Here is an 18,306-nt window from a genome sequence, read left to right on the forward strand (position 1 = left end):
TGTTCGTCGGTTCCTTTTTTATCCGGTCACACCTTTTAGTCTATATATCACTGGAGTGTGATATAATGTCGTATATCACTCTCTTCCCAGTATAATTCATTATTGGCTCATCATCCATGCGCTATACTGATTGCAGAAATAGATTTCTATTATTATCTCAAGTGAGGTTCTTTATGAAAAACTACATTCGTTACATCAGTGCCGGACTTTGTGCACTCTGTCTACCACTATTATGGCAGGGCATCGATATTGGCAAATCGTTCCATAAAACCACAGCCTATATATTTCTTGCACTTATCGTCGTTCACCTACTAACACAATATAACTGGTTCCGTCTTCTACGGGTACCGGAAGCACGCGTCAAACATACGATACGCCTCCTATTCTGGGGATCCTTAGCTCTTTCTTTAGCGTTTGTACTGGGCGCCGCTTTCTTTCCAAAATCGGTTATTACTGTATTCGGAATCCCAAAATCCGTCGTAAAAGCTCAGCTTATACTATGGCATCAATACGCCGCCTATATTTTTATTTCCATCGGCGCACTGCACGGGCTTTCTCATATTCCTCAATATGTTAACCTACTAAGAAGAAAAAAATAAAGTTATCCTTTATAACAGTTAACTTAGATGTTCCGCCTTCAGTCATATAGCAATTTTCTTCATTTTAACTGAGGTTTTACTGAAAAGTTCATAGCTGCCGACCTCACACAATAACCGGTCACTCCAGCCTGTACTAACATTTCTTGACGTATGTCATTCAGCCGCAAACCTCCTAAGGCATATACCGGACAACCAACTGCATGACAAATAGCCGCCAATCCTTCTAAACCCAATGGCTGTGCATCCGGTTTACAGGAAGTAGGGAATACGGGACTTGCTATTATGTAGTTAGCACCGGAAGCTTCGGCTATCAATGCTTCCTCTACAGAATGAACGGAAACACCGACACCACCAAACTTATGATTCTTTGGTCTACTACATAATCGTTGAGCTTCACTTGGCGCATTCTTTCTCCACCTCAACCAGGACATCAACGGCATATGTACGCCAACAGCATCATTTTTTATTGCTAGATCAGGGTAATTGTGCATGAGTACTGAAATTTTTTTCTTATTCGCCACCGAAGAAATCGATTGCCATATTTTTTCATATACTTGACCGGTTACATCTTTCTCTCTAACAATAATAGCTTGTGGTGTATACACCTTACAAAGATCAGCAATTTGTAACGCTAGCGGTTGTTCCGCACAATGTCTGTCAGTAATCACTATCCATGGAAGTGTAGTCCTACAATCATCTTGACATGCAGTTAATTTAAACATATATATAGTCCACCGGCACCGGCTGCAAGCCTAGCTTTTCTAAATCTGCGCATACTTCAGAAACAGATCGTCCATCGGCAATTTCAAATTGTGCATCCCCATCATGATTTGTCTTTTCACTATGAGTCCCTATTCCAGTGCTTACACCGGCGGACAATTTATTCGCTGCAATGCTTGCCATCGCATTCCGCACACGAGCACACTCCCGTGTTGATACCGTAATAGATGCGGAAGGTATAAATAAACGATATGCACACACAATCTGTAATAGCTCTGCTTCGCCAATACCTGTAGCAGTTATTGATGTATTATTTTTTATAGGCCGTAAGCGTGGACATGAAAAAGCAACTTCCGCATGCGGATAGGCTTGTTGCAACATTCTAGCATGAATCCCTGTAGCATATGCGTCTTTTCTAAAGTCAGCTAATCCTAGCAACGCTGCAAATCCTACTCCACGCATCCCTCCACGCAAAGCTCTTTCCTGTGCATGAAAACGATAGGGGAATATGCGTTTGGCACCAGCAAGGTGTAACTGTTCATATACTAGGCTGTCATACGTTTCTTGGAATACCGTTACATAATCAGCACCGCACTGATGTAATAATGCATACTCTTCACTGTTTACCGGATATATTTCAAGTCCAACAACCCGAAAATACTTTCTGGCTATTTGGCATGCTTCACTAATATAGGAAATATCCGACATGGATCTGCTCTCACCGGTAAGTAATAAAATCTCCTGTAGGCCGGTAGAGGCAATAGCCTGCATTTCTCGTTCAATTTCATCACGATTGAGTGCTGCCCTCTTAATTGTATTATGACAATTAAACCCGCAATACACACAATAGTTTTCACAATAATTCGATAAATATAACGGGGTAAAAATCTGTATGCCATTTCCGAAGTACGCTTCTTTTACAGCCTTAGCCCGCTGAGCCATTGCCTCCAAATACGGCTTTGCTGCCGGTGATAGTAGTGCGCCAAAATTTTTCCATGACAGACGGTCTACTTGCAGAGCCTCTTCCACATCAATGGCGGTATATTCTTTTGGGCTATATATCTCTCTGGCAGATATAACCTTGTGCATCAATGTTTCATCAATTACTTCCATACCGGTTATATATGACATCGAATCGCTTCGTTTCTGCTGCCATGCTTGTCGTACTACATCATTTATAATTGTCTTGTTTATATCGTACATATTCTCCTCCTACTATCGTAAATATCCCGTAAGAGGTGAAGATGCTTGTCCACCACGTTCAAGTACGCGCCCTAGTCCAGATAAATACGACCTACGCCCGGCTTGAATGGCCATATTAAATGCCTTAGCCATTCCGGAAATATCCTTCGCTGTGGCAATAGCTGTATTAGCCATAATAGCCGTAACCCCCATCTCCATAGCCGCGCATGCTTCCGACGGTTTTCCTATACCGGCATCCACAATAATCGGTACTGAAAGCTCGTCTACTAACAATTGAATCCATTCTTTATTAATAAGCCCTTTATTAGAACCAATCGGTGCTGCCAAAGGCATTACACACGCCGCCCCTGCCTGCACTAAATCTCTTGCTACTGTCAAATCGGGAAACATATAAGGCATAACTACAAATCCCTCTTTCGCCAGCTGTTCTGTTGCTCTCACAGTTTCTTGGTTATCCGGTAATAGATAACGGCTATCCCTCATGATTTCAATTTTAATAAACGGTGTGTGACAAATACGATGAGCCAAACGAGCAATCCGCACAGCCTCTTCTGCATTACGTGCACCCGATGTATTAGGCACTATACCCACTGTTGACGGTATATACTCTAAAATATTAGCAACACCTCCTTCATTTGTCCGCCGTAAAGCCAAGGTAATCAATTCTACCTCAGCTGCTTCCGTTACAGCTTGTACTAAGGGTAATGAAAACTTACCCGAGCCTAAAACAAACCGTGATGAAAATCGATGGTCGCCCAAATACCATTCATCATTTTGTCCATTCTGTTCTGCTGTCATCAGTGTATCTTCTTTCATACCTACGCCTTTACCTCCTTCTTCTACATCTTTTACCGGTTTAACTTATATTTTCTCCTACCTCACGGTTTTCCTCCCAGTACAATAGATGTCACCACATTAGCCATTTGTGAAGCACATAATACAACCCTTGGCGCCATGACGGAATTTTTTCCTTCGATCCCGCTATACCCATCGCCACATAAATATAAATGAGTTCCTAAACGTTTTACACACATATCATTTGTTCTCCCGTATCCGGCCATACCATTACCTGACACAATAGTTATTTCCGGTAATTGTCGACGGATCTCTCTCACCAACATTGCTTTTTGATCTGCCACATCAAACGCTTCGCAAACAATCGTCGACTCTTGTAAATAAGGGATCACCGTAGACGGGGTCAATCTATCGGTAATACAAGTAATTTGTATGCCGGGATTAATCATCGCTAAAATTTTACGCAGTGCCTCCGTTTTATACTGCCCTACGTGTTGTAAAAAATAATGCTGTCTGTTTAAATTTGTAATATCTACCCGATCAAAATCAAGCAATGTTAATTTGCCTACACCAATACGAGTTAATTGAACGGCAATATTTGATCCCAATCCTCCCAATCCGGCAACTGCCACATGTGCCTTGGCTAATTGTTCCTGCACGTCTCTACCATGACGACTACATAAAGCCTGCCACAAATGTTGTACGTCATTCTCCTCTGTTTCCAAAGGTGGCCATGAGTTTATACTACTAAAATCTGTCTTCTGTTCATTTTTTTCCATTATCATCCACCGCCAACAAAACTAACAACTTCTATCTGCATACCATCACTCAGTATTATAGCTTCATATGCTTCAGGCCCTACAATAGTACCATCAAGCTCTACAGCAACAGTTTTAATCCCATAGCCTTTGCTTTCTAACCAATGTGCCAACGATATTGGCTCCGCGATTTCTACACTATTACCATTTACCAAAAGCCTTACCATACCATATTTCCTCCTTTCTAAAAAAGAGTTCACAAAGGATGACACCCGCGGTGGTGTCCCCCTTCATGAACTCTGTTCAATCACATGGTCTTCCTATAATTCAATTGAAAAAACAAAAGGGGAATAGGTCATCTACCTATTCCCGCAAATCTTCATCATATAATCCCTACGTTGGCATTACCCAAATCAGGTTTGCGGGTCGAAGTCTTTAGCTTCCTCTCAGCCTGTCACACAAGCTCCCCTTATTATTTTTACAACGTAATCATACGCTTTGCATTATACTATTGTCAAGTAAATTATGACTGAAACATTTCTTAGAAATTCCACGTACCGAATTTTCCATCGTAGAAATCTTTTTCAGCCTGACGAATTTCTGCCTGTGTATTCATTACAAACGGACCGGCTGCTACAATCGGTTCATTAATCGGCTCACCGCTGAGGACGATGAGTTCTGCCCCTTCTTCACCAGCTGTGATTGTAATTTGACCGGCCTCATCGGCAAATACTGCAAGCTCTCCTTGCTTTACTGTTTCATTAGCATTCAATGTGGCTGTGCCGTAAATGGTGAGCATTAACAGATGATAGTTCTCCGGTTCCTGTACCGTTACCGTTTTCCCCGGTGCTACTTTGAGTCGATATACATTCATCGGTGTGAACGTATGCGCCGGTCCTTTAGCACCGAATGCTTCTCCGGCTACCACAATGGCCTCACCATCCTTACCATCATCACCGATTGTTGCCGTTCCCATCTGATTAGCTTCCAAGGCTTGATATCCCGGTGTCGCCATCTTATGTTCAATAGGCAAGTTCACCCACAGTTGCAACATATGAAACGGACGATCCTGTTTGGCATATTCTTTTTCATGATACTCCTTGTGCAGAATGCCGGCACCGGCAGTCATCCACTGCACATCACCGGGCTCGATAACACCATGATTACCTCGATTGTCATGATGCTCTACTTTGCCTTCGAAAGCAAAAGTAACTGTTTCGAAACCACGATGCGGATGGGCACCTACACCAACTTCGTCTTCTGTGCCCGGGAATATAGTAGGCGCATTATAATCCATCAACAAAAACGGAGAGTATCTACGCATATCACGACCGTATACAGCTGCCGGCAACAACTGATTTACTTTAAATCCGTTACCTACCCAATGATATCCGTTGCCTCTGATAATTTCCTCTACGTTTCTAATTTCTTTATTCATATTCTATCATTCCTTCCTCTTTTCGACATGAATAATGTCGTCTTCTTTTATATCGATAATATTCGATGTATTTAACTTGCCATTATAATACTATATTTTTATATCGTAGTCAACTTTTATATACTTACAGTTTTATTTTTCTGTAGGATATCCTATAACTCAAGTATTTCAACAACAGCGCCATACATCTACAATCAATATCACCTTTACGTTATATCTTAATGCCTCTCTTTTAGCGGCATTCTTTTATAGGAAACTATTTATTCCCTAATAGTTTTCATCGTATAATAGCTATAGAGCAGGAATACACTCTGAAACGAGATGACATATCATAGTCTGTATCGACTGTAAAATACAATACATACAATAGTAAGGAAGTGATTAGCTATGGAACCATGGAGACGCACCGTCTATATCTGTTTATTCGGTGCTTTTCTGGCATCAACGGGCATCAGTCAACTAGCCCCTATTTTACCGATTTATTTACACGAGCTGGGGATGGAAAGTTCCAAGGATATTGCCGTTTGGTCCGGTTGGGCCATGGGGATTACCCATGTAGTCGTTGCTTTATCCGCTCCCTTTTGGGGCAAGCTAGCCGATCGTAAAGGCAGAAAAATTATTCTCCTCCGTGCCGGCTTTGGCATGATGATTTGTAACATACTGATCGGATTTGTAACCAGTCCTATTCAGCTGGTAGGTGTCCGGTTATTGCAAGGCTTGGTGTCGGGCTATTTTTCCGGTTCCATTACATTGGTAGCTACGGAAACACCGGAAAAGCATACCGGTTGGGCGCTCGGTTTATTAGCTAGCGCCAACTTAGCCGGTGCCTTACTGGGGCCTCTTATCGGAGGTTACTTAGCCGGCATATTCGGTATACGCAGCACCTTTTTTATCACGGCTGCACTGCTTTGCGTTTCCACATTAATGACGCTGTTTTTTATCCACGAAAATTTTACGCCGCAGCCTACGGTAGAAAAGCAAGGATTCTCCGAGTTGCGTCATAAACTGGACTCTTTTGAACAGCTCGTTATTATTTCCGTCTCTTCCTTTATCTATGCCGTAGCTTTTATGTCCCTGCAGCCAATCATCACTGTGTATGTGCGTGACATCGTGCCACCGGCTACAGAACATTTGGCATTATTGGCAGGGCTTGTATTCTCGGCAACAGGCTTCGCTCAAATGATGAGCAGTTCCTTCTTAGGTCGCCTTATCGATCGCGTCGGTCCTCGCAAAGTTCTTATCATCGCTTTGTTATACGTAGGACTTCTTCATATCCCCCAGGCCTATGTCACCGATGTATGGCAACTGGGCTTGTTGCGTTTTCTTCTTGGCTTAGGATTAGGCGGACTCCTACCCGCCCTTAATACCTACATTTCTTCTCATACACCGAAGCAATATTCCGGCCAAGTGTTTTCCTATAATCAATCCATGCAATTCTTCGGTTATTTTCTGGGATCCATCGGCGGTGCTTCACTCATGGCTTGGTTTGGCTTCACCTTTCTCTTCTGGGCGACGGGGATTCTCTTTATGTTAAATGCATTATGGGTATTCCTACGCATCCGGTCATAATACCGTATATGCCTATAGCCAACAACTTTTTTTACTCTACTCGCACAGCGCATCAAAAACTCTATTCACATACCGCATCAAAATAATTTTTATGATTTACCCTTTGCTTTCATCCTACTAAAGATACATAAAATAGCCTTTATAATCTATTGCTCTCTGACTTCTCATAAAACTATTCTGTCTTTTCTTTATACAAAAAAGTGGTGTCTATCTTGTACATAACGTCATGCATACATGCTGACTTACCGTTACAAGAACAGACACCACTTTTCATTTTCCTATATTCTTAATTTTCTTGTATTCTTATTGTCACCGTATGTTTAGTTTGCTTTCTTTTCATTGGCCAATATAAATATAGTGGACAAAATCATAACAAAACCAATCATATCCGATGTAACAAACGTATTTCCCAATACTAACCATCCCAACAACGCTGCCGAAATTGGTTCAATAGAAGATAATACCGAACCCCGCACGGCACCGATACGGCGCACACCTTCCAAATAGGCGTTAAAGGACACCACTGTTCCTAAAATAACAATGCCAAATAAGGCTCCGAATGTCCACATGTCCCATGTTCCCGGCACTTCATGAAGAGGCCATGCACCATATGCCAAAATTCCTCCGGCCATCATCGCCAATCCTACAACCGGCCCGGTCCCATAGGTTCTTAAAATTTGTACCGGCTGTACACTGTATATAGCTACTGCCACCGCTGATAATAATCCCCAGAAAAGCACGGCTTCGTTAATATTCAACTTTGAAAAGTCACCGTGCAGCGCAATTAGTGCCGTACCTACGGTAGCCAATAATACACTGATGCCTTCTCCCCAGCTGGGTTTTACACGATGGACTACCGACATGTATATGATAATCATAGCCGGCGCCAAATATTGTAATACCGTGGCGATACCGGCACCGGCATAAAAAATAGATCGGAAATAGGAATATTGGCACAATGCCATCCCCAAAATGCCGAAGACTAACAGCTTGGCCGTATCCTTTGGACTTTTAAAAATCCGAAACATCGTCCCTCGCATACGAAAAAAAACATAGAATACCGTTATGGCACCGGCTGACAACAAGCGTACAACCAACAGCCATTCCGGAGTAATTCCCCGTTGTTGCTGAATAAACTGGGCACAAATCCCCGAGAATCCCCATAGGATACCACCTAATAACGTCAATGCAATACCAATCAACGTATTCCTATCCACTACAATGCCTCCACACTCACTTTAACGACTACCTTGCGAACCGCCTGCGGTGTATCATCAATCGCCATTAACGGACGATGAATATCTTCCGGGAAAAAGATGGCATAGCAGCCTTCACGCAAATCGAGTACACCTTCATCAGTCAGCGTCGTATCATAAAACCATAAATCCCGTTCCGGCATAGCCTCCGTCGGCGCTGCCTGTCCTCGGTCACAGGCAAAGCCAATGCGCTCATGCCCTTGTACCATGAACTGTACATCAATGTAACGCTTGTGCTGTTCCGGTTTTGTATCTGTCAGGTGTCGCGTCGATACGGCATCTACATTAGCATACATCCGCTCTCCATCAATACCAACACGCCCCGGTTCCATCGCCATAAAGTCATGTTCCTTTAAAAATGTTAACGCTTCTTCTAACGCCTTGGGTAAATGAAACTGTGTAAAATCTATGTCCAATGTTCCGAATATCATCGCACATCCTCCGTTCCTACTACCGAGCACTGCCGCTCACAACTACAATATTTCCTCTACTATACCATCCCTCCCCCTAAAGGGCAACCGAAAGCCCGTCGTCTCTTTCCTTTTTCCTTCTTTCCACATACTTCCCACATAATAAGAGGCCCCGCATATAAGTTGAAAAGCATTCATCCAATCTGCTTTTGCTCCCTATATACGGGGCCTTCCTTACTATATACTGCTATTCTTCCTTCGCTTCATACTTTGCGATAATTGCTTCTGCTAATTTATGGGGTACTTCTTCATAACTGCTAAACGTCATATTAAATACGCCCTGTCCTTGCGTCATGGAGCGCAACACTGTTACATAATCCAACATTTCCGCAAACGGTACTTGTGCCTTAACAATGGTGATACCTTCCCGTTCACCCTGTTCCATACCAAGCACGCGACCGCGACGACTGTTCAAGTCACCCATGATATCGCCCATAAAAGAATCCGGCGCAATAACGTTTACTTCATATACCGGTTCCAACAAGACCGGCTTAGCTTCTGGAATAGCTTTCTTTAATGCCTGCGCAGCGGCTACCTTGAAAGCAAGTTCCGACGAATCCACGGAATGATACGATCCGTCAAGCAAGGTAACCCGTACGCCAATCATCGGATAGCCGGCAATTAAGCCTTTGTCCAACGTTTCCTTAGCACCTTTTTCTACGGCCGGAATATACTGTTTCGGAACAGCACCGCCGAAAATTTTATCTACAAATTCAAAATCCGTACCATCATATAACGGCTCTACGCTAATCTTAACGTGACCGTACTGACCGTGGCCCCCGCTTTGTTTCTTATGCTTGCCTTCCACTTCGGCACTGCCGCGAATCGTTTCTCTATACGGAATATACGGTTTTTCTAATTTTGCTTTCACACCGTATTTGCGTTCCATCTTATTCATAATGTGCTCCAGATGTACTTCACCCATGCATTTTACCTGCATCTGACGACCTTCTACATCCTTCACAACTACACATGTTAAATCTTCTTCGCCAATTTTCTGCAAAGCCGAGGCTAACTTTTCTTCGTCCCCCTTCTTTTCGGGAACCATAGCTACTGTAAGCAGTGGCTGCGGGAATCGAATTTGACGATACTTTACCTTGAACTCCGGTGTAGCAAAGGTATCACCCGTCTTTGATGCAGCCAATTTAGGAATGACAACAATATCTCCTGCGCCGGCTTCCGTAACCGGTACTTGCTGCTTCCCGATAAGCGTATACATCTTGCCCCATTTTTCTTCTACCCCTTGGGTTACATTAAGAAGCTTGTCCCCTTCTTTTAATTCACCGGAGAACACGCGAACAAAACTTTGCTTACCCGCGAAAGGATCGAGAATCGTCTTAAAGACAAAACCTGTAAACGGCTTGTCCACATGAACAATTTTTTGTTCTCCCGAGTCTACATCTTCTGCCGTCATAACTCGTTTAGTAGCATCCGGCATGTAGCGAATCATACGGTCCAGTACTTGATCCATACCGATATTCATAGCTGCACTACCACACATAACAGGACATACACGACCGGTAATCATACCTTCTCTAAGTCCCTGGCGAATTTCTTCCAACGATAACTCTTCACCGTCCAAGTATTTTTCCAGCAATTCGTCATTACCCTCGGCAGCAGCTTCTACCGTCATTTCGCGAATTTCTTCTACTTTATCGGCCAGTTCTGTCGGTACCGGAATTTCTGTCATCTTACCGTTGTCATATACATAAGCTGTGCGCTTAGCCACATCCACAACGCCTTTAAAATCCGGTCCTTCACCGATAGGTACCTGCAATGGCATGACAGCCTTACCGAATAATTCGCGCATTTTTTCCAAAATTCCGAAGAAATCGGCTCCTTCCATGTCCATCTTGTTAATAAAAGCCATCCTCGGCATCTGCAGTTCTACGCCATAATCCCATGCACGAACCGTGTCTACTTCTACGCCGGATGTCGCCGACAATACCATGAGCATACCATCCGAAGCACGCAAGGCCGCGCGCACTTCTCCGTGAAATTCGGAATAGCCCGGTGTATCAATAAAATTAATTTTATGATCCTTCCATTCACATGGTGCCATTCCCAACTGGATGGTTACATTGCGTTTAATTTCTTCCGGTTCAAAGTCCATAATATGCTTATTATCTTGTCCCTTACCAACGGAAGCTACTGCTCCGCAAGCCAACAGTAATGTTTCTACAAGAGCCGTCTTACCTGCTCCGTCATGGGACACAACTGCCACATTACGGATTAAATCACCTGCATATTCTTTCATACAAACCGCCTCCTTCAAAGCGTAGAACCCACGCAATTGTCATTACTGTAGTTAATTCTATGCCTTACTATTAAAATCCTTCATAACAATTATACAAATTTTGAATTTTAACATTTTGGCATAATACCCCTGTAAAAGTGCCTTCAAATTACAAAGACAACTGTCTAGTATATGTGATATACTGCTAAGAGATACAGTAATGGCACATGATGTGCCGAAACAAGGGAGGACTCAATCTATGAAAGACGTAACTAACGACGTATCTCCGCAAGATTCGTCAACAAACAAGCATATGAAACGAGGTTTAAAAAATCGCCACATGCAAATGATTGCCCTCGGCGCTTCTGTCGGCACCGGATTATTTTATGGATCCGCACCAACCATCAAGCTCGTCGGCCCCGGTATTATTATCTCCTATTTGTTGGCAGGCATTTTTATTTTTCTCGTCATGCGCATGCTCGGTGAAATGTCCGTACGTGAACCGGTGTCCGGTTCCTTCAGCTACTTTGCCAATAAATATTGGAATGGCTTCGTCGGCTATCTGGCCGGTTGGAATTATTGGACACTGTACATGCTGGCCGGAATGGCAGAACTAGCTGCCATTGCCGTCTATTTACAATTTTGGTTTCCCGGACTGCCGCAATGGCTGAGCACACTGCTATGCATTGTCATCATTACCTCCGTCAACCTTGTCCATGTAAAAGCCTACGGCGAAGTTGAATTCTGGGCATCCTTTATAAAAATTGCAGCCATCGTAAGTATGATACTCTTTGGCTTCTATCTCATCTTTGCTCACATGGGACCGTTCCCGCAAAACTTCAGTAATCTTTGGAATAACGGCGGCTTCTTTCCTAACGGTAGCTGGGGCTTCCTTTGCTCATTGGCCGTTGTTATGTTTTCCTTCGGCGGTGTCGAACTCATCGGCATTACCGCCGGTGAAGCCGAAGATCCGGAAAAAAGCTTGCCTCGTGCCATCAACGAATTGCTCCTTCGCATTTTGATTTTCTACATCGGCACTATGGTTGTCCTCATGACCCTGTCTCCGTGGGACAAAGTAGGCCTTACTGCCAGTCCGTTTGTTCAAATCTTCCAAGACATCGGTATTCCCGCAGCGGCCAATATTTTAAATCTCGTAGTATTGGTAGCGGCCTTATCCGTATTCAACAGCATCTTATATAGTAACTCTCGTATGCTGTATGGTCTGGCTCGGGAGGGCAATGCACCAAAGCTGTTTGGCTATCTCAGCGCTCGCGGTGTACCGCTTATTGCAACGCTGTTTTCATCGGCTATCGCTCTCATCATCGTCTTGATGACCTACCTATATCCAAGTGCGGGCGAAGTCTTCATGCATTTATTGGCGCTTGTTGTAGCCGGCCTTATTATCAGCTGGTTCGTCATCGTTGTAACGCATATGAAATTCCGTCGTACTTTCACGCGAGAAGGCCGTTTAAATGAATTAAAATTTAAATCGCTGCTATATCCGGTAAGCAATTACTTCTGCATTGCCTTCTTGCTTACGATGGTCGGTGTCATGTGGTTCATGGATTCCATGAGAACATCCGTAATTATTCTACCGTTCTGGGTACTCTTTTTATACATTACCTATCGTATTAAAAGCCGACGAACGATAAAAAAATAATAGTTTCCAAACCATTATTGTCATATGATACAATAAAGGGGCTGTAAGAACATGATGCATGTTCCTAACAGCCCCTATTTTTATGTTTGCTATTCTTATTATAAATTTATAGAGTATCTATCATTCGTACTTAGTTATCATATAAGGAGTTTGTCATGTCACTACTTATTCGCCCGGCCATGCCAGAGGATTGTGAAACCATCGCCTACATAGAAAAGCTCTGCTTTTCATCAACCGAAGCTGCCCCTTTAGAAAGTATTCGAGAACGTCAAAAGCTATTTACGCATACATTTCTGGTAGCCTGTCTTGATACAACTATCGTCGGTTTTATTAACGGATGCGTAACCCAGCAACCACATATTACCGATGATCTGTTTCACTCTACCGCATTACATGATGATCAAGCACCTACACAAATGGTATTTAGTTTAGCCGTACATCCCGAGTATCAGCATCAAGGAATTGCTGTACGCCTTATGCACGCCTTTATCGAAATAGCTCGCATGAATAAAAAGAAACGTCTGACGCTGACCTGTAAAAAAGAGCGCATTCCTTTCTATGAGCAATTCAGCTATATCAATGAAGGTCTTGCGCAATCAACACACGGTGGCTCTACATGGTACAACATGACCATAGACTTTCCCGAAAATCAATAATACAACTACTCTCCGCCGAAATCAGACATCATCAAACTTGCCTATACTCTATGTTTCCCCAGTAAAGCACAAGTACATGCAGGGCAAAAAACGGTTATAAGATAAAAAATATCTTGTAACCGTTTTTTATATAATATGATGTATATTGAGCCAAATCAAAAGCAGGCAATGAAGCATCAAACACAGAGGCACACCAATTCGAAATTTCCAGTGCAGTGTCTTATGATGGAAGATTCGCATTCCCATAATAGCACCTACACTTCCTCCTATGGCCGCCAATACCAAAAGCATTATTTCAGAAACTCGCCATCTATGGTGAATAGCGCAATATTTATCCCATCCATACGCAACTAAGGCCAATAGATTAACACCTGCCGCATAGAAGAGAATCCACTGATGGATTTCATTGTTAATCGTAAACATATATACACTCCTTTTAGATAGTGTAATCATTATACCATATGTTACATGATATGTATGGGCCGTCCCTTTTTTACTATGGCAACTAAACTACATATCCACAAATTTTTCGAAGGCTTTTATTTACATAAATAGGGGCTGAGCAAAAATTGCTCAGCCCCTATTAACTCTTCCTCAGCCTAGAGTATGACTATAACCCTTTTTGCTCAATACCACTGATTAGATACCCTATATGTGCGGTAGCATTTAACGTGACAATTCTCCACGTTCCTTCATCGTACTCCAAAACATTGATACATGCATTATCCTGTTTGATCTGCCAGAAATGGGCAACGGACAACCCCATGCAATCACAGATAATTGCTTTATTCACTGCATCATGAGCGCAAACCAACAGCGTTTGCCCGTCATAGGTCCTCGTGTATTCATCAAAAGCAGCACGCACTCGAATCCGCACATCCTCCAATGATTCACCTTCCGGCATTGTCACTTTCTCCGGTTCCGTTCGCCATAAAGCCAATTCATATCCGTAGGTCTTAGCTACATCATCAGCCAGCTTCCCTTCCCACAGACCATGGGAAATTTCTAATAACCGATCATCCTTACGTACTGCTATTCCGTGCTTATCTGCCGCCATCTTACACGTCAAATAAGATCGCTGCAAAGGACTGGCAACAGCTGCATCAATGGGCACCTCCGCCAAAGCAATCGCTGCCCGTTGGCCTTGCGCAATACCACGTTCTGATAACTCCGTATCCACCTGTCCTTGAAAGCGTCCTTCAATATTCCACTTCGTTTCACCATGACGAACCAATATAATTCGAAGCATAGTACCTCCTTATCTACTGTACTTAGCACATACAAGAGAGCGCGGACATCAATGTTCGCAATGAATGATCTTCACGTCTTGAATACCTTCAATATTAAGCAACGCCGGAATAATCGCCGTAGGAATATCCTTATCAACACCGACTGCCATAACATTAACCCCCTTGGCATTCGATGCACCTACTTGCATACTGTTAATGTTAATATGAGCACCGCCCAGTACCGTTGCCACCTGACCGATCATTCCCGGTTTATCCTCATGAGGAGCTACAATAAAACAACCCTTAGGTTCCAAATCAACGCGGAAATGATCCAGTGCCACAATTTTGGCTTCCTTACGATCAAATAATGTAGCCGTTACCTGATGACTGCCCGCATTGGTTTCAATAGTCAATGTGACCGTATTCGTATAATACCGTCCTCGAGCCGTCTTCGTTTCTCGAATATCAATATGGCGTTCCTTAGCAATACCGCGGGCATTTACAAAGTTCACCGGTTGTTGTAATACCGGCGATAACAACCCCTTGAGTATAGCCGTTGTCAGCGGTGCCGTCTCCGTTTCTGCCAGTTCCCCCGTATATTCTACGGCAATACCGGAAATACGTCCGCCTGCTAAATCAATCGCAATATGGCCGATACGTTCACATACATCAAAATAAGGTTGAATCACTCGTAACGTTGCCTTTGTAATAGGCGATGCATTGACCGCCGTAGCCACCGGTTCACCATGTAACACCTGTCGAACACCTAATGCTACATCCGTCGCTACCCCGGCTTGAGCCTCTTTTGTAGAAGCTCCGATATGAGGCGTTAATGCTACATTCGTCATAGTAATAAACGGATTATTTTCCGGAAGCAAAGGTTCCGATGCCCACACATCAATACCGGCTGCCGCCACCTTACCACTGGCCAAGGCCTCTGCCAAAGCCTTTACATCTACAATGGCCCCGCGAGCTGCATTAATCAAACGAACACCGTCTTTCATTTTGGCGATTTCGGCAGCACCAATCATTCCTCGTGTTTCTTCCGTAAGCGGCGTGTGCAAGGTGATATAATCCGATTCGCCTAAAAGCGTATCCAAATCAACCAACTCCACACCCAACTCCTTAGCGCGCTCCTCTGTAATATATGGATCGTAACCGATGGTGCGCATGTTAAACGCCTGTAACCGTTTGGCTACATTGGAACCAACTCGGCCTACACCGATAATCCCTACCGTTTTATCCAACAATTGAATCCCTGTAAAACTTTTTCGATCCCAACGCCCTTCTTGAATCGATTGATGGGCCTGAGGAATGCAACGTGTCACCGAAAGCATCAGCGCAATAGCATGCTCGCACGCAGCAATTGTATTCGATTCCGGCGTATTCACCACCGTAATCCCTCGGCGCGTAGCCGCTTCAAGATCAATACCGTCAATACCTACGCCGGCTCGGCCGATAACTTTTAAATTATCTGCCGCTTCAATAACCTTTTTCGTTATTCTCGTCTGACTGCGTGTAATAATGCCATCGTACTCGCCTATAATTTCACACAATTCATCCTCGGCCAAATTCTTACCAATAACAACCGTATATTCTTTTTCCAATAACTCCTTAGCTTCCTTAGCTACATCCTGTGTAATATATATTTTTTCCATTTGAATCTCCTCCTCAATGATTATTCTGAAATTCTTTCATAAACATAGCCAACGCTTCCGCTGCCTCTAACGTAACTGCATTATATAATGATGCCCGTAAACCACCTACCAGACGGTGACCTTTCAATCCTATAAAACCATGTGCCTTTGCTTGCTCTACAAATTCCGCCTCCAGCTCAGGAGTTTCTAATGTAAACGTCACATTCATTCGACTTCTATCCTCTTTTACCGCATGGCCTCGATAAAAACCTTCACTGCCATCGATTACAGCATAAATTTCTGCTGCCTTTTTTCGATTAAGAGCCTCCATTGCTGTAAGGCCACCCAATTTTTCTAACCACTGTAATGTTCGATTCACCGTATAAATAGAAAATACCGGCGGTGTATTATACGTAGAATCGGATTTCACATATGTTTCATAACGGAAAAATTCTGGAATATCCGTCCGGGCTCGCTCCAGCAGTGATTCCTTCACGATCACTAAAGCCGTTCCGGCCGCTCCCAAATTTTTTTGAACCCCTGCCCACACCAAATCAAATTTTGTAAAATCATAAGTTCTGGATAACATGTTAGAGGACATATCCGCAATCATCGGCACTTCTACACGAGGAAACGCTTGATACTCCGTACCGTAAATTGTATTATTAGCGCACAAATACAAATAATCCGTATCCGCTTCTAGCTTCACTGTCTTCGGAATATACGAATACTGCTTATCTTTTGATGAAGACGCTTCATACACGGTACCATAATAAGAGGCATTTTTCATTGCCTTCGTTGTCCAAACACCTGTATCTGCATAGGCACCCTTACAGTGAAGAAAGTTCATGGCCGTCATAATAAACTGCATCGTACCGCCGCCTTGAACGAATACAACTTTATAGGAATCATCAAGCCCCGTTAGATGATGTACCAATGCCTTCGTCTCATCCAACATAACCTGAAATTCCTTAGAGCGGTGAGAGATCTCCGTAATCCCCATACCGGTCTGACGAAAATCCGTAAGATCCTCTTTTAATCCTTCCAGTACCTCTAAAGGCATTGGCGATGGGCCAGCGTTAAAATTATATACTCGCTTCATAGTGTCCTCCTACTCTAGTACTACATATCAAATAATTTTTCTAATCTTAACAGATAACATACATCCCTAAACACAAAAAGAGAAGCTGTCCCATGGGACGAGCTTCTCTTTTCTCGCGGTGCCACCCAAGTTAACACGTAAGGAAATAAGAGCAATATAACAGCAGCTTATCATCGTAGCGATACTCTTCATCAAGTCATAATCAGTTATACCTCATCATACCTATGATTGATCCTATGACTGATGCCTAACGTAACGCATACTAAAAAAGGCTCTCATCCTCTAAGGGACGAGAGCACCCGCGATACCACCCAAATTGCCTTACGGCCATCTTTAAACAGCTATAACGGGCATACCCGAAAGACTCTTCGCCTTCATCTCAGGAGCGGAAGAATAACTGAACATTGACAACTCGCACCACCCGTTGCCTCTCTGAAAACGTGAGGAAATTCCTTCTCCATCATCGCCAATTTACAATATCTGTACACATCTATCTTAAATAGACACATGTATATTTTATATACGCATTATAAATGAATTTCTCCAAAAGTGCAAGAAAAATTTTTTGCATCCCTTTCTATACCAGAAACTACTGGTTAATTGTAAAATGAAACTGAACACATAAAAAATCCATAGTGACTACGCCGTGTTATGATTAAAGTAACAAAACTAGACCAACACACGAGGTATCACTATGGACTACACTAATCATAACACATCATTGCGTACAAACAAACACCTTTCGTATGAAGAACGTTTCTACATTGAAAAGCAGCTGCAGGCTAATGTCTCGAAATCAGCCATTGCCAAAGCACTTGGTCGTTCTAGAACAACGATTCATACTGAAATCAAACGTGGCACCGTAGTACAAATCAAGCAAGGTACATCAGTACTCATGTACTTGGCCGATCGTGGTCAGGGCAGTTACGAAGCATCTAGAAAAGGTTCTTTCAATACCTTGAAGGCCGGTGCTATTGA

The 18,306-nt window shown here is 43.2% G+C and carries 18 protein-coding genes and 1 riboswitch; of the genes, 5 read left to right on the top strand and 13 right to left on the bottom strand.

Features of this window, described 5'->3' with window-relative positions; all coding sequences use genetic code 11:
- Positions 1 to 173: 173 nt before the first annotated feature.
- Positions 174 to 599: a hypothetical protein gene (locus G344_RS0104375; protein ID WP_028255140.1), complete on the top strand. Its 426-nt coding sequence runs from the start codon at positions 174 to 176 to the stop codon at positions 597 to 599.
- A gap of 59 nt (positions 600 to 658) precedes the next feature.
- Here G344_RS0104375 and G344_RS0104380 read toward each other — a convergent pair whose 3' ends face one another.
- The 6 genes from G344_RS0104380 to G344_RS0104405 form a co-directional block, all read right to left on the bottom strand.
- On the bottom strand, positions 659 to 1,267 hold the full coding sequence (locus G344_RS0104380) for a thiamine phosphate synthase (RefSeq protein WP_169718810.1): 609 nt from the start codon (positions 1,265 to 1,267) through the stop codon (positions 659 to 661).
- Positions 1,268 to 1,313: 46 nt separating this feature from the next.
- Positions 1,314 to 2,522, bottom strand: coding sequence for a 2-iminoacetate synthase ThiH (gene thiH / locus G344_RS0104385; protein ID WP_028255142.1), 1,209 nt, complete (start codon positions 2,520 to 2,522; stop codon positions 1,314 to 1,316).
- Positions 2,523 to 2,534: 12 nt separating this feature from the next.
- The gene (locus tag G344_RS0104390) at positions 2,535 to 3,338 is read right to left on the bottom strand and encodes a thiazole synthase (protein WP_244869489.1); all 804 of its coding nucleotides are present in this window, start codon (positions 3,336 to 3,338) and stop codon (positions 2,535 to 2,537) included.
- 62 nt (positions 3,339 to 3,400) lie between these two features.
- Positions 3,401 to 4,096, bottom strand: a complete 696-nt coding sequence (gene thiF / locus G344_RS0104395; RefSeq protein WP_083963063.1) for a sulfur carrier protein ThiS adenylyltransferase ThiF — start codon at positions 4,094 to 4,096, stop codon at positions 3,401 to 3,403.
- Positions 4,097 to 4,098: 2 nt separating this feature from the next.
- A complete protein-coding gene (gene thiS / locus G344_RS0104400) occupies positions 4,099 to 4,302 on the bottom strand; it encodes a sulfur carrier protein ThiS (RefSeq protein ID WP_028255145.1) in 204 nt (67 codons plus the stop codon).
- A gap of 146 nt (positions 4,303 to 4,448) precedes the next feature.
- A riboswitch (TPP riboswitch) is annotated at positions 4,449 to 4,555 on the bottom strand.
- A 61-nt stretch (positions 4,556 to 4,616) separates the two neighbouring features.
- Positions 4,617 to 5,513, bottom strand: a complete 897-nt coding sequence (locus G344_RS0104405; protein ID WP_028255146.1) for a pirin family protein — start codon at positions 5,511 to 5,513, stop codon at positions 4,617 to 4,619.
- A 387-nt stretch (positions 5,514 to 5,900) separates the two neighbouring features.
- Between G344_RS0104405 and G344_RS0104410 the strand changes: the two genes are divergently transcribed.
- Entirely contained in the window at positions 5,901 to 7,082 is a 1,182-nt protein-coding gene (locus G344_RS0104410) for an MFS transporter (RefSeq protein ID WP_028255147.1), read from the top strand.
- A gap of 320 nt (positions 7,083 to 7,402) precedes the next feature.
- Here G344_RS0104410 and G344_RS0104415 read toward each other — a convergent pair whose 3' ends face one another.
- The 3 genes from G344_RS0104415 to fusA all read right to left on the bottom strand — a co-directional run bounded on the left by G344_RS0104415 (position 7,403) and on the right by fusA (position 11,065).
- Positions 7,403 to 8,299 (bottom strand): DMT family transporter, encoded by an 897-nt coding sequence (locus G344_RS0104415; protein ID WP_028255148.1) that lies wholly within the window; start codon positions 8,297 to 8,299, stop codon positions 7,403 to 7,405.
- The gene (locus G344_RS0104420) at positions 8,299 to 8,769 is read right to left on the bottom strand and encodes a NanQ anomerase/TabA/YiaL family protein (protein ID WP_028255149.1); all 471 of its coding nucleotides are present in this window, start codon (positions 8,767 to 8,769) and stop codon (positions 8,299 to 8,301) included. The genes G344_RS0104415 and G344_RS0104420 overlap by 1 nt, the downstream gene beginning before the upstream one ends.
- Positions 8,770 to 8,995: 226 nt before the next feature.
- Positions 8,996 to 11,065 (bottom strand): elongation factor G, encoded by a 2,070-nt coding sequence (fusA, locus tag G344_RS0104425; protein ID WP_028255150.1) that lies wholly within the window; start codon positions 11,063 to 11,065, stop codon positions 8,996 to 8,998.
- Between the two features lie 238 nt (positions 11,066 to 11,303).
- On the opposite strand from fusA, the gene G344_RS0104430 reads away from it, so the two are divergent.
- Together G344_RS0104430 and G344_RS0104435 are read left to right on the top strand one after the other, a co-directional pair.
- A complete protein-coding gene (locus G344_RS0104430) occupies positions 11,304 to 12,704 on the top strand; it encodes an amino acid permease (RefSeq protein WP_051245750.1) in 1,401 nt (466 codons plus the stop codon).
- A 155-nt stretch (positions 12,705 to 12,859) separates the two neighbouring features.
- Positions 12,860 to 13,360, top strand: coding sequence for a GNAT family N-acetyltransferase (locus G344_RS0104435; protein WP_028255152.1), 501 nt, complete (start codon positions 12,860 to 12,862; stop codon positions 13,358 to 13,360).
- 126 nt (positions 13,361 to 13,486) lie between these two features.
- Here G344_RS0104435 and G344_RS0104440 read toward each other — a convergent pair whose 3' ends face one another.
- The 4 genes from G344_RS0104440 to serC all read right to left on the bottom strand — a co-directional run bounded on the left by G344_RS0104440 (position 13,487) and on the right by serC (position 17,328).
- On the bottom strand, positions 13,487 to 13,783 hold the full coding sequence (locus G344_RS0104440) for a DUF1294 domain-containing protein (RefSeq protein WP_028255153.1): 297 nt from the start codon (positions 13,781 to 13,783) through the stop codon (positions 13,487 to 13,489).
- 187 nt (positions 13,784 to 13,970) lie between these two features.
- Positions 13,971 to 14,609, bottom strand: a complete 639-nt coding sequence (locus G344_RS0104445; protein ID WP_028255154.1) for a histidine phosphatase family protein — start codon at positions 14,607 to 14,609, stop codon at positions 13,971 to 13,973.
- A 48-nt stretch (positions 14,610 to 14,657) separates the two neighbouring features.
- On the bottom strand, positions 14,658 to 16,247 hold the full coding sequence (gene serA / locus G344_RS0104450) for a phosphoglycerate dehydrogenase (RefSeq protein WP_028255155.1): 1,590 nt from the start codon (positions 16,245 to 16,247) through the stop codon (positions 14,658 to 14,660).
- A gap of 13 nt (positions 16,248 to 16,260) precedes the next feature.
- Positions 16,261 to 17,328, bottom strand: a complete 1,068-nt coding sequence (gene serC / locus G344_RS0104455) for a 3-phosphoserine/phosphohydroxythreonine transaminase (RefSeq protein WP_028255156.1) — start codon at positions 17,326 to 17,328, stop codon at positions 16,261 to 16,263.
- 694 nt (positions 17,329 to 18,022) lie between these two features.
- Here serC and G344_RS0104460 point away from each other — a divergent pair.
- Positions 18,023 to 18,306: helix-turn-helix domain-containing protein (locus G344_RS0104460; protein WP_028255157.1), on the top strand; the 284-nt coding region annotated here is incomplete at its 3' end.

It is taken from the genome of Veillonella magna DSM 19857 (assembly GCF_000428745.1).
Classification (GTDB): domain Bacteria; phylum Bacillota; class Negativicutes; order Veillonellales; family Veillonellaceae; genus Veillonella_A; species Veillonella_A magna.

What these genes read in the sequence shown, in the direction of transcription:
- G344_RS0104375 (WP_028255140.1), top strand. Translation starts at nt 174, where the DNA reads ATGAAAAACTACATTCGTTACATCAGTGCCGGACTTTGTGCACTCTGT.
- thiH (WP_028255142.1), bottom strand. Translation starts at nt 2,522, where the DNA reads ATGTACGATATAAACAAGACAATTATAAATGATGTAGTACGACAAGCA.
- G344_RS0104390 (WP_244869489.1), bottom strand. Translation starts at nt 3,338, where the DNA reads ATGAAAGAAGATACACTGATGACAGCAGAACAGAATGGACAAAATGAT.
- thiF (WP_083963063.1), bottom strand. Translation starts at nt 4,096, where the DNA reads ATGGAAAAAAATGAACAGAAGACAGATTTTAGTAGTATAAACTCATGG.
- thiS (WP_028255145.1), bottom strand. Translation starts at nt 4,302, where the DNA reads ATGGTAAGGCTTTTGGTAAATGGTAATAGTGTAGAAATCGCGGAGCCA.
- G344_RS0104405 (WP_028255146.1), bottom strand. Translation starts at nt 5,513, where the DNA reads ATGAATAAAGAAATTAGAAACGTAGAGGAAATTATCAGAGGCAACGGA.
- G344_RS0104410 (WP_028255147.1), top strand. Translation starts at nt 5,901, where the DNA reads ATGGAACCATGGAGACGCACCGTCTATATCTGTTTATTCGGTGCTTTT.
- G344_RS0104420 (WP_028255149.1), bottom strand. Translation starts at nt 8,769, where the DNA reads ATGATATTCGGAACATTGGACATAGATTTTACACAGTTTCATTTACCC.
- fusA (WP_028255150.1), bottom strand. Translation starts at nt 11,065, where the DNA reads ATGAAAGAATATGCAGGTGATTTAATCCGTAATGTGGCAGTTGTGTCC.
- G344_RS0104430 (WP_051245750.1), top strand. Translation starts at nt 11,304, where the DNA reads ATGAAAGACGTAACTAACGACGTATCTCCGCAAGATTCGTCAACAAAC.
- G344_RS0104435 (WP_028255152.1), top strand. Translation starts at nt 12,860, where the DNA reads ATGTCACTACTTATTCGCCCGGCCATGCCAGAGGATTGTGAAACCATC.
- G344_RS0104440 (WP_028255153.1), bottom strand. Translation starts at nt 13,783, where the DNA reads ATGTTTACGATTAACAATGAAATCCATCAGTGGATTCTCTTCTATGCG.
- G344_RS0104445 (WP_028255154.1), bottom strand. Translation starts at nt 14,609, where the DNA reads ATGCTTCGAATTATATTGGTTCGTCATGGTGAAACGAAGTGGAATATT.
- serA (WP_028255155.1), bottom strand. Translation starts at nt 16,247, where the DNA reads ATGGAAAAAATATATATTACACAGGATGTAGCTAAGGAAGCTAAGGAG.
- serC (WP_028255156.1), bottom strand. Translation starts at nt 17,328, where the DNA reads ATGAAGCGAGTATATAATTTTAACGCTGGCCCATCGCCAATGCCTTTA.